This is a genomic window from Bradyrhizobium quebecense, from assembly GCF_013373795.3.
Classification (GTDB): domain Bacteria; phylum Pseudomonadota; class Alphaproteobacteria; order Rhizobiales; family Xanthobacteraceae; genus Bradyrhizobium; species Bradyrhizobium quebecense.
In genome coordinates, this window is record NZ_CP088022.1 from 1,986,712 (window position 1) to 1,999,299 (window position 12,588).

Annotated in this window: 13 protein-coding genes; 5 read left to right on the top strand and 8 right to left on the bottom strand. The window is 64.7% G+C overall.

The features are described 5' to 3' along the window. The first annotated feature begins 20 nt into the window (after positions 1–20). From HU230_RS09210 to HU230_RS09225, 4 genes are read left to right on the top strand one after another with little or no spacing between them, the layout of a single operon-like run. Entirely contained in the window at positions 21–710 is a 690-nt protein-coding gene (locus HU230_RS09210) for a Fe2+-dependent dioxygenase (RefSeq protein WP_176531943.1), read from the top strand. Positions 711–713: 3 nt separating this feature from the next. After that, positions 714–1,757, top strand: coding sequence for a tonB-system energizer ExbB (exbB, locus tag HU230_RS09215; protein ID WP_176531942.1), 1,044 nt, complete (start codon positions 714–716; stop codon positions 1,755–1,757). Positions 1,758–1,760: 3 nt separating this feature from the next. Beyond that, positions 1,761–2,219, top strand: a complete 459-nt coding sequence (gene exbD, locus HU230_RS09220; protein ID WP_176531941.1) for a TonB system transport protein ExbD — start codon at positions 1,761–1,763, stop codon at positions 2,217–2,219. Between the two features lie 12 nt (positions 2,220–2,231). Further along, the gene (locus tag HU230_RS09225; protein ID WP_176531940.1) at positions 2,232–3,017 is read left to right on the top strand and encodes an energy transducer TonB family protein; all 786 of its coding nucleotides are present in this window, start codon (positions 2,232–2,234) and stop codon (positions 3,015–3,017) included. 135 nt (positions 3,018–3,152) lie between these two features. Here HU230_RS09225 and HU230_RS09230 read toward each other — a convergent pair whose 3' ends face one another. From HU230_RS09230 to HU230_RS09245, 4 genes are all read right to left on the bottom strand, one after another. Next, positions 3,153–4,388 (bottom strand): ABC transporter substrate-binding protein, encoded by a 1,236-nt coding sequence (locus HU230_RS09230; protein ID WP_176531939.1) that lies wholly within the window; start codon positions 4,386–4,388, stop codon positions 3,153–3,155. Positions 4,389–4,582: 194 nt separating this feature from the next. Beyond that, positions 4,583–4,990: a hypothetical protein gene (locus tag HU230_RS09235; protein WP_176535083.1), complete on the bottom strand. Its 408-nt coding sequence runs from the start codon at positions 4,988–4,990 to the stop codon at positions 4,583–4,585. Between the two features lie 101 nt (positions 4,991–5,091). After that, positions 5,092–5,772, bottom strand: coding sequence for a site-2 protease family protein (locus tag HU230_RS09240; RefSeq protein WP_176531938.1), 681 nt, complete (start codon positions 5,770–5,772; stop codon positions 5,092–5,094). An 85-nt stretch (positions 5,773–5,857) separates the two neighbouring features. Further along, positions 5,858–6,760: a DMT family transporter gene (locus HU230_RS09245; RefSeq protein ID WP_176531937.1), complete on the bottom strand. Its 903-nt coding sequence runs from the start codon at positions 6,758–6,760 to the stop codon at positions 5,858–5,860. A 94-nt stretch (positions 6,761–6,854) separates the two neighbouring features. Between HU230_RS09245 and HU230_RS09250 the strand changes: the two genes are divergently transcribed. Further along, positions 6,855–7,727, top strand: coding sequence for a LysR substrate-binding domain-containing protein (locus HU230_RS09250; RefSeq protein ID WP_176531936.1), 873 nt, complete (start codon positions 6,855–6,857; stop codon positions 7,725–7,727). Here HU230_RS09250 and HU230_RS09255 read toward each other — a convergent pair. The 4 genes from HU230_RS09255 to gntR all read right to left on the bottom strand — a co-directional run bounded on the left by HU230_RS09255 (position 7,724) and on the right by gntR (position 12,432). After that, on the bottom strand, positions 7,724–8,470 hold the full coding sequence (locus HU230_RS09255) for an SDR family NAD(P)-dependent oxidoreductase (protein ID WP_173642247.1): 747 nt from the start codon (positions 8,468–8,470) through the stop codon (positions 7,724–7,726). The two genes, HU230_RS09250 and HU230_RS09255, sit on opposite strands and share 4 nt — an antisense overlap. Before the next feature lie 24 nt (positions 8,471–8,494). Beyond that, on the bottom strand, positions 8,495–9,226 hold the full coding sequence (locus tag HU230_RS09260) for an SDR family oxidoreductase (protein ID WP_176531935.1): 732 nt from the start codon (positions 9,224–9,226) through the stop codon (positions 8,495–8,497). A gap of 125 nt (positions 9,227–9,351) precedes the next feature. After that, positions 9,352–11,190 carry an IlvD/Edd family dehydratase gene (locus HU230_RS09265; RefSeq protein WP_176531934.1) on the bottom strand — a complete coding sequence of 613 codons (1,839 nt, stop codon included), beginning with the start codon at positions 11,188–11,190 and terminating at the stop codon, positions 9,352–9,354. A gap of 213 nt (positions 11,191–11,403) precedes the next feature. Next, a complete protein-coding gene (gntR, locus tag HU230_RS09270; protein WP_176531933.1) occupies positions 11,404–12,432 on the bottom strand; it encodes an HTH-type transcriptional regulator GntR in 1,029 nt (342 codons plus the stop codon). Positions 12,433–12,588: the final 156 nt, after the last annotated feature.

The window sequence follows — 12,588 nt, forward strand, 5'->3', positions numbered from 1 at the left end:
CGGAGGCTCCGCGGCACAACATGCTGGTCTGTATTCCCGACGTATTGAGCAAGGCTGATGTGGCGGACTTCCGCCGCATCATGGACGCCAGCGAATGGGAAGACGGCCGCTCGACCGCGGGGGCTGCTTCAGCGATGGTCAAGCGCAACGAGCAGCTGCCGCCCGACAGCGAGGTCGCGCGGCAGCTCGGCAACCGGATCCTGTCGGCGTTGTCGGCAAGCCCGCGCTTCATCTCGGCCGCGATCCCGCTTCAAATCTTTCCACCCTTGTTCAACCGCTACGCCGCAAGCGACGGGCACCATTTCGGCCTGCATGTCGATAATGCGGTGCGGGGCGACAGACTGACGGGCTTGCGGATCCGCACCGACCTCTCGGTCACGCTGTTTTTATCGGAGCCGGAAGACTATGATGGCGGCGAGCTCGTCATCGATGACCTCTATGGATCGCATGAAATCAAGCTGCCGGCAGGCGATCTCGTACTTTATCCCGCGTCCAGCTTGCATCTGGTCACGCCGGTCACGCGGGGGACCCGGGTAGCGTCTTTTTTCTGGCTGCAGAGCATGGTACGGGATGCCCACGCGCGCAGCCTGATCTTTGATCTCGATACTGCGATCCAGGCTCTGGTGGAGCGGCTGGGCCGCGATGACCCTGAAACGGTCAAATTGACCGGGATTTATCACAACCTGATCCGCCACTGGGCTGAAGTGTAACTGATGATGACATTCAAGTTCCCCGCTGCATCCGCCATGATCGCCTCGCTGGCGATGCTGATGCTGGTTGCGCCTTCTTCGGCGCAGCAGCAAACGGCGCCTGCCGCGCAGCCCGCGCCCGTGACCCGGGCCCAGTCCGCACCCGTGGCCCAGCCGCCGGCTGCCGCTCCTGCTGCGACCGCCCAGACTGCGCCGATGGCCCAGCCGTCGCCAGCAGCGGCGCAGGCCCAGGCCGCGCCGACACCCGCCGCGGCGGCTCCGGCACCGACGGCGCTCGATGCGTCGCCGGCCGGGCCGGCGAACGGCGACGGCAAGGTGCTGAAGTCGACCTCGACCGGCCTGCGCGAATTGTCGCCGTGGAACATGTTCCTGAACGCCGACATCATCGTGAAGGCGGTGATGCTCGGTCTCGCCTTCGCCTCGCTGGTGACCTGGACCGTGTTCATCGCCAAAATGGTCGAGCTGACCGTGGCGCAGAGCAAGCTGCGCGGCGCGCTCGCCAAGATCGCTGAATCGCGGTCGCTGGCGGAAGCGCAGTTCGCGCTCGGCGCCAAGGGCAGCGTGCTGTCGTCATTCATTGCGGCTGCGATGCGCGAGGGACGACTGTCGGCGGGCATCTCCAGCGACGCCGGCATCAAGGAGCGCGCCGCGTCGAGCTTTGCCGAGATCGTGCGCGCCGAAGCCCGCAAGATCCGCGTCGGCATGGGCCTGCTCGCGACCATCGGCGCGACGTCGCCCTTCGTCGGCCTGTTCGGCACCGTCTGGGGCATCATGAACAGCTTCATCGGCATTTCGAAGTCGCAGACGACGAACCTTGCCGTGGTGGCGCCCGGCATCGCGGAAGCGCTGCTCGCAACCGCGATCGGCCTCGTCGCGGCGATCCCCGCCGTCATCATCTACAACCATTTCTCGCGCGTCACGAAGGTCTATCTCGAGCTCGTCAACCGCGCCTCGGGCGCGGCGGGACGGCTCTTGTCGCGCGATCTCGATCGCACCCATGGCGACGTTCCGCGCACCGCGCACCCGCGCGCCGCGGCGGCGGAGTAGGCGATGGCAGTCTCGCTCTCAGAGAACGATGGCGACGACGATTTCGCGGAATCCCACGAGATCAACGTCACGCCGTTCATCGACGTGATGCTGGTGCTGCTGATCATCTTCATGGTGGCGGCACCGCTGTCGACCGTCGACCTGCCGATCGATCTGCCGACCTCCAGCGCGACGCCGCAGAAGAAGCCGGACAAGCCGACCTATCTCAGCATCAAGCCGGACCTGACGCTGGCGATCGGGGAGAACGCGGTGAAGCGGGCCGACCTGGTCAATTCGCTCGATGCGGTGCCTGACATGAGCAGGGACAAATACGTGTTCCTGCGGGCCGATCGCATGGTACCCTATGGCGAGCTGATGGGCGTGATGGAACTCTTGCGCGCCGGCGGCTACACGCATGTGAAGCTGGTCACGCTCGAGGGCGTGCCGGGAGCGCCGGCACAGGCCGAGCCGGCCAAACCCTGACGGCGAACAGCGATGTCCACCAACCTCGATCTCGATCTGCGGACCTCGAAGCGGCTCTGGGTGATCGCCGCGGCGACGGCGGTCGGGCTGCATCTGGGCGGCGCGGCGCTGGCGCTGACGAATTTGCGCGGCGACGACGGTGACGAGGGGCTCGGTGCTGCCGGCGCGGAATACGCCGTCGAGCTTGCCTCTCCCGACGTGCCCGATGATGCAGCACCGCCCGGCGCGCCGGCTGACGAGCAGCAGGCCGTGCAGGAGATGGCGCAGCAGAAGGCAGAGGTGAAGGACACCGACCTGCCTCAGGCCAAGCCGATGGAGGCCGACGACCCCGATCGCATCGTGACGGAGGACACCGCCAAGAAGCAGAAGGAGGACGAGGCCAAGGTCGAGACCAACGCGCAGGAAGCGCAACAGGCTTCGGAAGCGGCCGCGCCAACCAAGCTGGAGGACGCGCGTCAGTCGGAGACGACGAAGGCGCCCAACCCCGGGATTGGCAAGGACAAGCTCGCGCTGACGGCCAAATGGGGCAAGAAGATCAGCGCCTATCTCGACCTGCACAAGAAATTCCCGGAGAACGGCAAGGCCAAGGAGGGCAAGGTGAAGCTCGCCCTGGTGCTCAATCGTCTCGGCAAGGTCTTGTCCGTTGCCGTGATGGAAACGTCGGGAGATGCCGCGTTCGACGACGCCGCGGTCTCGATGGTCCACCGTTCCGATCCAGTGCCCGCGCCGCCGGCCGGACTGACCGAGGACCAGTTCTCCTTCACTCTTCCCGTCACATTCAACAAGCCGAAGTCGTAGCGAGCCGAGGCTCGATCGGGAGCCGGCGTCATTCCGGGGCGCGACGAAGTCGCGAGCCCGGAATCCATTTCGCTGTCGAGTGTGTTGCCAGCCGATTCCGGGCGCTCGTGTCGCGAGGCCGGGAATGATGTCGTCTCAGCTCTTCTTCACCAGCGGGCAGACGCTCTTCTCGAGCGGCAGGAAGGCTTCATCCGCGGGGATGGTCGCCACCAGCTTGTAATAGTCCCACGGATACTTCGACTCCGACGGTTTCTTCACCTCGAACAGATAGGCGGGGTGGATCTTGCGGCCATCGATCCGGATGGCCCCTTTGCCGAACAGCGGATCGTCGGTCCGCAGCTCCTTCATCTTGGCAACGACGGCGCGGCCGTCATGCGGATTGCCGCCGAGCGCTTCCAATGTCTTGAAGTAATGGATCAGCGAGGAATAGACGCCGGCCTGCACCATGGTCGGTGGGTTCTTCTTGAAGCGCTCCATGAAGCGCTTGGTGAAGGCGCGGGTCTGATCGTTCATGTCCCAGTAGAAAGTCTCGGTGAAGTTCAGGCCCTGCGCGACGTTGAGGCCGAGCGCGTTGATGTCGGTAATGAACAGCAGCATGCCCGCAAGCCTCTGGCCGCCCGAGACGATACCGAATTCGGCGGCCTGCTTGATTGCGTTGGTGGTGTCGCCGCCGGCATTGGCAAGACCGACGATCTTGGCTTTCGAGCTTTGCGCCTGCAGCAGGAAGGACGAGAAGTCTGCGTTGTTGAGCGGATGCTTGACGCTGCCGAGCACCTTGCCGCCATTCGCAGTGACGACCGCTGAGGTGTCTCGCTCGAGTGCCTGGCCGAATGCATAGTCCGCGGTGAGGAAGAACCAGCTGTCGCCGCCGGATTTCACCAGCGCCTTGCCGGTGCCATTGGCGAGCATGTAGGTGTCGTAGACCCAGTGCACCGTGTTCGGTGAGCACTGCGTGCCCGTGAGGTCGGACGAGGCGGAGCCCGAGTTGAGGTTGACGACGTTCTTCTCCTTGGCGAGGTTCGCGATCGCGAGCCCGACATTGGAGGCCGCCAGATCGACGAACACGTCGACCTTCTCGACATCGATCCACTGCTTGCCGATGTTGACCGCGACGTCGGGCTTGTTCTGGTGATCGGCCGAGATCAGGTCGATCTTCCAGCCCTTCGCCAGCAGCCCGGAATCCTCGATCGCCATCTGCGCCGCCACTGTCGAGCCGGGACCGCCGATGTCCTGATAGAGCCCGGACTGATCGCCGAGGGCGCCGACCTTGGCGACCTTGTCCATCGTCTGCGCCGACGCGCTGCCGGCGAACACGAGGCTCGTAATCATCACCAAGGCTGTCTTGGCCGAGGCTGCAATGGAACGCTTCATCTTCCCTCCAGTATGATTTTTGTTCTTGAGTTACTCATTATGCCCGGCATCGGGCGTATCGCCTAGGGCACAGGTCCGATCGATCGCGCGCGATATTCCGTGCGGCGGTGATTGAGTGGCCAGTGACGCGCGACGGGACGCCGCAGCGCGCGCGTCGATGATGAGAGCGGGAATCGCTTACAGCGCGGACTGCGCTATTTCCAATAGTAGCGGATCGCGACGTAGACCACGACGAGGCAGGCGAAGATCAGCGCCACCGGCATCGGACGCTTGGCGTTCGGGGCAGCGGCGGCTGTCTTCTTGGCGGGCAGGCGGCGGAACGCGGTGACGTTGCCGGTGTCGGCGGCCGGTTCGCGCGAGCGTGCCGGAACCTCGGGTGCTTTGCCGGCGCCGCCCATCTCCGCATAGTAAGTGCGATACATTTCCTGGATCGTCGCCTCGCTGGCCTCGCCGTCGCTCATCTGGTCCAGCAGTTTCTTGTGGATCGCCAGGAAATTCTGCGCCTCCGGCGGCAGGGCGGAGGCGCCGTTCAGCTTCGCCATCATCTTCCAGGTTGCAAAGTCAGCCCGCGCGCGGGTGTCGGCGCGTCGTGCAATCAGCATATCGGCAGCTTTGATCACCATGGCCTCGAAGCGTTCCCATCCCTGAGCATGATCCGGAAAGTGGCATCGATTTCCGGTCAGATTATGCGCCAGATCAAAGGCTATGTGTTTCCGGTAATGAGGAGAAGGGCGTTGATTACATAGCCGGTCAGAGTTCGCAGTATCGTTGAAATAACATCAAGATTTAGGCCGATCTGCCGGCCGATCACGGGCAGCAGGATCAATAACCCGATCAGGATCAGCATGCCGTAGGGCTCCAGCCGGGCGAGCGGGACCGCCAGCGGCCGAGGCAGGAGCCCGACCGCGACTCGGCCGCCATCCAGCGGCGGGATCGGCATCATGTTGAAGATCGCAAGCACGATGTTGATCAGGAAGGCGTTTTTCAGATTATCCGCGGTCCATTTTGCCGCTTCTGCGGGAACCAATGGCAGCGCGTGGAATGCCAGCGCCGCCGCGGTCGCCAGGATGATGTTGGTGACCGGTCCGGCCAGCGCCACCCACACCATGTCGAGCTTGGGATGGTTGAGCTTGCGGAAGTTCACCGGCACCGGCTTGGCGTAGCCGAACAGGAACGGCGAATGCGCGAACAGCAGCACCGCGGGCAGGATCAGCGTGCCGAACGGATCGATATGCTTCAGCGGATTGAAGCTGACGCGGCCGAGCTTCCAGGCGGTGTCGTCGCCGAGCCGGTGCGCGACGAAGCCGTGCGCCGCCTCGTGGAACGTGATGGCGATCACCAGCGGCAGGACCCAGACCGAGACGTCGTAGAGGGAAATGTTCAATGGCGTGCCGCCTCGGGTTCGCTTGGACCGGACCCTCAGGCTAGCACGGATTCGCTGACGGCCTTGCGGGGGGCGTGGCCGCGGCTCAGTGGGTATCCGGCGCGACCACGCGTGCCTGTTGCGGCTGGGTCGTCGCGATCCAGATGCCGGCGAACACCGTGACGATGCCGGCCATCAGATTCCAACTCAGCGGCTCGCCGAGCAGGGCCGCGCCGACCAGCGAGGCGGCGATCGGATTGACGGTGACCGAGATCGCCACCCGGGTCGGCGTCGTCCGCTCCAGCGCGAAGGCCCAGAGATAGAAGGTGAGTGCTGCGCCGAAGGCGCCGAGATAGGTCGCGCCGAACCATTGCGGCGCACCGAACTCGGCAACCGGCGCGAAACTGCCGCGCAGCAGCGAGGCGGTAATGAGCACCATCGCACCGGCCGCCATGGCGAGGGTGGTGAAGGGGATCGGACCGGAACGGCGAATATAGGGCTTCGACCAGATGCTGTAGAGCGCCATGCACAGCGCGGCCGCGACCATCAACAGATCGCCGCGCCAGGCGCCCGGCGGCGCCGTGGCGAGGCCGGAGAGCAGCGCCATCGAGACGCCCAGGATCGTCACCAGCACGCCGGCGGTTTTTCGCGCGGTGAGCGGCTCGGCACCAAGCGCCGCGCCGACCAGCATGGTCAGCAGCGGCAGCGTCGAAAGCGCGAGCGCCCCGCGCGCGGCGGTGGTGAAAATCAGCGAGGCGTTGAACAGGACCGGAAACGCCGCAAAGAACAAGAGGCCGAGGCCGGCGACACCAAGCCAGTCGCGCCGCGGCGGCCAGCTTCCACGTTGCAACAGCGCCAGCGGCAGTAGCAGCAGGACGCCGATGCCGAAGCGGAACGCGCCGATCGCCAGTGGGTCTATGGCGCCGACCAGAAACCGCGTCGCCCCGATCGAGGTTCCGCCGAGCGCACTCGACGCGACCGCGGCCAACACCCCCCAGATCTCGCCCATCCCGCTTCGACCCCTCTGTTTTGCTTGCGCAATCTAGGGAAGGGGCGATATTCAGTGAATGGAATAAATTTGATCGACTAAATCACGTATTGTGATGAGCTCACCCGTCCTGGACCCGGATCTCCTGCAAGCCTTTGTCGCGGTGGCGGATCATCGCTCCTTCACCCGCGCCGCCGCGGCGCTGAACCGCACCCAATCGGCCGTCAGCATGCAGGTGAAGCGGCTGGAGGAGCGGCTGGAGGCCGAGCTGTTTCACCGCAGCACGTCCAGCGTCGATCTGAGCGCGGCCGGCGAGGGGCTGCTCGGCTACGCCCGCCGTATTCTGAGTCTCAACGCTGAGGCGGTCGGCCGGGTGCGCGAGCGCGGCATCGACGGGCGGGTGCGCCTTGGCGTCATGGACGATTACGGGACGCTGATCGTCCCGCCGCTGCTCAAGGATTTTGTCGGCAACTATCCGCTGATCCATGTCGAGATGGAGACCGGGCTGACTTCGTCGATGACGGACCGGCTCGGCGAAGCCTATGACCTCGTGATCGCGATGCACCCCGAAGGGCGCGGCGAGGGCGAGTTGCTGCGCACCGAGCAGGCGGTGTGGGCCGCGAGCGCCACGCATCGTGTCGAGGAGCTCGACCCGCTGCCGGTTGCGCTCTACCCGCAGGGCTGTCTATTCCGGAGCTGGGCGATGCAGGCGCTGGATGAAGCGAGCCGGCCGTGGCGGCTCGCCTTTGTCAGCCACAGCCTGTCCGCGGTCGAGGCGATCGCGGCGCAGGGCCTTGCGGTGACGGTCGTGAAGTCGGGGACCTTTCCGCCGGCGCTGCGGCGCCTGACCGCGCGCGACGGCATGCCGCGGCTGCCGCGGGCGGAGATCCGTCTGCACCGCGCGCCAAATCTTGCGCGCGCGGCGTCATTGCTCGCAGATCATCTCGTCGCAGCGCTGCGACAACCCGCCAAGCGGGGCGCGGCTTAGTACGTCGCCCGGCCGCCGGAGATGTCGAACACCGCGCCGGTGGAGAACGCGCAATCTTCCGACGCCAGCCACGCCACCATGGCGGCGAGCTCTTCGACCTGCACGAAGCGGGCTTTCGGAATCTTCGACAGCATGAAGTCGATGTGCGCTTGCGTCATCTGGTCGAAGATCGCGGTCTTTGCCGCGGCCGGCGTCACCGCGTTGACCAGGATGTCGTGCTGCGCGAGCTCCTTGCCGAGCGATTTGGTCAGCGCGATCAGGCCGGCTTTCGACGACGAATAATGCGCGGCGTTCGGATTGCCTTCCTTGCCGGCGACCGAGGCGATGTTGACGATGCGGCCGTATTTCTGGCCGATCATGGTCGGCACGATCGCCTTGCAGCAGATGAAGGGACCCTCGAGATTGATGCGCATCACCCTGCGCCAATCGTCGAGATCGGTTTCCCATACCGGCTTGTTGGCTCCGGTGATACCGGCGTTGTTGACGAGAATGTCGATCTTGCCAAACGCCCGCAGCGTCTGATCGCGCGCGGCGTCGACCGCGGCGGGATCGGTGACATCAGTCTTGATTGCGATGACGTTCTCGCCGATCGCCCGCGCGGTCTTCTCTGCCAGCGGCTGGTCGAAATCCCAGATCGCGACCCTGGCGCCGGATGCGACGAAGCGCTCGGTGATGGCGCGGCCGAACCCTTGCGCGCCGCCGGTGACGACGGCGCAGCGGCCGTTGAGATCGATCTTGTTCATATCAAATGCCTTTGATCGGGAAAGTCAGAGCATGAAGCCGCCGTCGACGACCATGTCGACGCCGGTGGTGAAGGCGGCTTCGTCGCTTGCAAGATAGACCGCCATGGCCGCGATCTCCTCGGCGGTGCCAAGCCGGCCCATTTTCTGGCGGGCGACGAACTTCTCGCGTCCGTCTGGGCCCGCGGCAGCTGCGCGCTCCAGCATCGAGGGCGTCTCAACGGTGCCGGGGCAGATTGCGTTGCAGCGGATGCCCTGAGTGATGAAGTCCAGCGCGACCGCGCGCGTCAGCAGTGAGACCGCCGCCTTCGACGCGCTGTAGACATAGCGGTTGGCCGGCGGCCGCAACGCCGCGCAGGACGAAATGTTGACGATGCTGCCGCCGCCGCCTTCCAGCATCGCCGGCAGAAACGCCTTGATGGTCCGGTGCATGGATTTGACGTTGAGATCGAACGAGAAGTCGAAGTCCTCGTCCGAGCACTCCAGAATGGTGCCGTGATGCACGAAGCCCGCCGCATTGAGCAGGATGTCGATCTTGCCGATGCGCTTGGCGAAGCTGTTGACCTCGGCGGTGTTGCGGACGTCGAGCCGGGCGGTCTCGGCGACGCCGTCCTTGCCGAGGCTGGCGATGCCGCTCTCATTGATGTCGGTGGCGATTACGGTCGCGCCTTCGCGCGCGAATGCGATCGCGCAGGCGCGCCCGATGCCCGCCGCAGCGGCGGTGACAACGGCGCGCTTTTCCTTCAGTCGATTGGACATTCATATCTCCCAGAGTTCGTTTTGATTTTTGTTTCGTCATTGCGAGCGAAGCGAAGCAATCCATTCCTCCGTTGAGGGGCTATGGATTGCTTCGGCGCTGCGCTCCTCGCAATGACGTCGAAGCTTCAGTGATTGTCCCGCGCCACGCCGACCTTGCCGGCGATGTCGTGGTAGCGCGTCGCGAGCTCGAGGCAGGCGCCGGTCGCGTGCTGGCCGACGGTCTGGCGGTAGAGCTCCTGCCACGGCGTCTGGTTGGCCGGGTGCGGGAAACCGCCCTTGGCCTTCAGCTCGGCGCGGCGGGTGCGCAGTTCATCCTCCGAGATCATGATGTTGGCGCTGCCCTTGTTGAGGTCGATGCGCACCTTGTCGCCGGTCTTGAGGATCGCGAGCCCGCCGTCGGCGGCGGCCTCCGGCGACGCGTTGAGGATCGACGGCGAGCCCGAGGTGCCGGACTGCCTTCCGTCGCCGATGCAGGGCAGGGACAGGATGCCGCGTTTGATCAGCGCCGCCGGCGGCTGCATGTTCACGACCTCGGCGCCGCCGGGATAGCCGATCGGGCCGGTGCCGCGAACGAACAGCACGCAGTGCTCGTCGATGTCGAGCGCGGGATCTTCGATCCGCGCGTGATAGTCCTCCGGGCCCTCGAATACGACGGCGCGGCCCTCGAAGGCGTTCAGATCCTTCGGGTTGGACAGATAGCGGTCGCGGAATTCCTTCGATATCACGCTGGTCTTCATGATCGCGGAATCAAAGAGATTTCCGCGCAAGACCAGGAAGCCGGCGTCCTTCACCAGCGGCTTGTCGTAGCCCCAGATCACGTCGCCGTCGGGCTTCGGCGCTTCCTTGCAGTTCTCGCCCATGGTGCGGCCGTTGACGGTGAGGGCGCCTTCATGGATGCGCTTGTGCTTGATCAGCTCGCGCACCACCGACGGCACGCCGCCGGCGCGGTGATATTCCTCGCCGAGATAGAAGCCGGCCGGCTGCATGTTCACGAGCAGCGGTACGTCATGGCCGTATTTCTGCCAGTCGTCGATCGACAGCTCGACGCCGACATGGCGCGCCAGCGCGTTGATGTGGATCGGCGCATTGGTCGAGCCGCCGATCGCGGAGTTGACCACGATGCAGTTCTCGAACGCCTCGCGCGTCAGGAAGTCCGACGGCTTCAGGTCGTCCCAGACCATGTCGACGATTCGCTTTCCGGTCTCGTAGGCGATTTGGCCGCGCTCGCGATAGGGCGCCGGGATCGCTGCGCAGCCCGGCAGCGAGAAACCGAGCGCTTCCGCGAGCGAGTTCATCGTGGAGGCGGTGCCCATGGTGTTGCAATGGCCGACCGACGGCGCCGAGGAGGCCACGATCTCGATGAACTGCTCATAGTCGATCTCGCCCGCAGCGAGCCGCTCGCGCGCCTTCCACACCACGGTGCCGGAGCCGGTGCGCTGGCCCTCGTGCCACCCGTTCAGCATCGGGCCGCCCGACAGCACGATCGCCGGCAGGTTGACGGTCGCCGCCGCCATCATGCAGGCCGGGGTGGTCTTGTCGCAGCCGGTGGTCAACACCACGCCATCAAGCGGATAGCCGAACAGGATCTCGACCAGGCCGAGATAGGCGAGATTGCGGTCGAGCGCCGCGGTCGGGCGCTTGCCGGTCTCCTGGATCGGATGGGTCGGAAACTCCATCGCGATGCCGCCGGCGGCGCGGATGCCCTCGCGGACGCGGTGCGCGAGCTCGAGGTGGTGCCTGTTGCAGGGCGACAGGTCGTTGCCGGTCTGGGCGATGCCGATGATCGGCTTGCCCGACTGCAATTCCTCGCGGGTTAGCCCGTAGTTCAGGTAGCGCTCGAGATAGAGCGCGGTCATGCCCGGATTGTGTGGGTTGTCGAACCATTCCTGGGAGCGGAGCCTGCGGCCCTTGCCCGTCTTGGTCTCGCCTGCGGCGCTATGCCCGTTGGTGTGGGGTTTTGTCATTGGTTTCTCCCGCAATGCAAACTCTTGATGGGCCCATTCAAGGGCTCTGGTTCAACGTTGTTCTACCTTGCGCAAATCGTCGCGCATTACAAACCTCGACGATCACGCACAGGTGTTTCACTGGATGGATTGGACCTTAGTTCAAGGCACTTGGTTGCGCTATCATTTTGTCATCTTTTGCGTCCCTTGTGACGGGCTGGTGTGGGGCGGATCTCAGCTGCGCCGCGCCGAGCTCTGCCGTTCCATGACACTGAAGCCGAGATCGACGATGGGCTCGGCGGGCCGGCGTCCTTCGAGCGTCTCGATCACCATCATGGCAGCGTTTCTGCCCATTTCGTAGCGATTGGTGCGCACGCTGCTTAACGTCGGCTCGCTCGACGCCATGAATTCGAGATCGTTGAAGCCGACGATCGCCATCTGCTGCGGCACCGCCATGTGACGGCGCTTGCATTCGAACAGCGCGCCGAGTGCCAGGTCGTCATTGACGCAGAACACCGCGTCGATGTCGGGCGTCTTGGCGAGCAGGTCGGCAAGCAGCGTCCCACCCAATGTCACCGAGGTCGGAATCGCGGTCGTGACAATGAGCTGCGGATCGAACAGCCCGGCCTCGGTCATCGCGGCGCGATAGCCGTCAAGCCGCCGCTGCACCCGCGGATCCATTCGCGCGCCGAGGAAGCCGATCCGCCGGTTGCCCTGCGCGAGCAGGTGGGCGATTGCGGCTTTTGCCGCGTCAAAATGCGAGAATCCGATCATCATGTCGATCGGGGAGGGCCCGACTTCCATGATTTGCACGATCGGGCAATCGACCGTTTCCATGATGCGGCGGGAATCGGCGGTCTGGTTGATGCCGGTGATGATCAGCCCGGCCGGCTTCTGTGCCAGAAAAAGACGCAGCAGGCGCTCTTCCTGCAGGATGCTGTAGCGGGTGTTGGCGAGCTGAATGCTGTAGCGGCTGCCGTCGAGCGCGTCATAGATGCCGCGCAGCACGTCGGCGAACACGTTGTTGGTCAGCGACGGGATCAGAACACCGATCACCTCGGTGCGCTGCGACGCAAGCGCGCGTGCCGCGAGATTGGGCACGTAACCGAGTTCTTTTGCCGCACTTTCGACCCGGGCGCGCTTGCCGGCCGAGAGTGCATCCGGATTCCTGAAGAAACGCGAGGCCGTAATCGGACTGACGCCGGCAAGCTTCGCGACTTCGGCGAGCCGGATCTTGCCTGGCGTCATCTGTTTTCGGGCCATTTGCCGCTCATATCACGACGTTCGTCGCAGACAAACCGATATTGACAGCGCTACCAAGCGATTGCTAATCGAACGATTGCCAAAACCGGATAAACTGCGGACAATAACGCAAGTCCAACAGAGCCGCGCACCTAGCGTGGCCGGAACAAAACAGAG

Excerpts from the sequence above, each read along its gene's own strand:
- HU230_RS09255 (WP_173642247.1), bottom strand. The coding sequence starts at position 8,470 with ATGAACAAGATCGATCTCAACGGCCGCTGCGCCGTCGTCACCGGCGGC.
- HU230_RS09235 (WP_176535083.1), bottom strand. The coding sequence starts at position 4,990 with ATGCTGATTGCACGACGCGCCGACACCCGCGCGCGGGCTGACTTTGCA.
- HU230_RS09225 (WP_176531940.1), top strand. The coding sequence starts at position 2,232 with ATGTCCACCAACCTCGATCTCGATCTGCGGACCTCGAAGCGGCTCTGG.
- HU230_RS09260 (WP_176531935.1), bottom strand. The coding sequence starts at position 9,226 with ATGTCCAATCGACTGAAGGAAAAGCGCGCCGTTGTCACCGCCGCTGCG.
- HU230_RS09210 (WP_176531943.1), top strand. The coding sequence starts at position 21 with ATGCTGGTCTGTATTCCCGACGTATTGAGCAAGGCTGATGTGGCGGAC.
- exbD (WP_176531941.1), top strand. The coding sequence starts at position 1,761 with ATGGCAGTCTCGCTCTCAGAGAACGATGGCGACGACGATTTCGCGGAA.
- HU230_RS09265 (WP_176531934.1), bottom strand. The coding sequence starts at position 11,190 with ATGACAAAACCCCACACCAACGGGCATAGCGCCGCAGGCGAGACCAAG.
- gntR (WP_176531933.1), bottom strand. The coding sequence starts at position 12,432 with ATGGCCCGAAAACAGATGACGCCAGGCAAGATCCGGCTCGCCGAAGTC.
- HU230_RS09245 (WP_176531937.1), bottom strand. The coding sequence starts at position 6,760 with ATGGGCGAGATCTGGGGGGTGTTGGCCGCGGTCGCGTCGAGTGCGCTC.
- HU230_RS09250 (WP_176531936.1), top strand. The coding sequence starts at position 6,855 with ATGAGCTCACCCGTCCTGGACCCGGATCTCCTGCAAGCCTTTGTCGCG.
- exbB (WP_176531942.1), top strand. The coding sequence starts at position 714 with ATGATGACATTCAAGTTCCCCGCTGCATCCGCCATGATCGCCTCGCTG.
- HU230_RS09230 (WP_176531939.1), bottom strand. The coding sequence starts at position 4,388 with ATGAAGCGTTCCATTGCAGCCTCGGCCAAGACAGCCTTGGTGATGATT.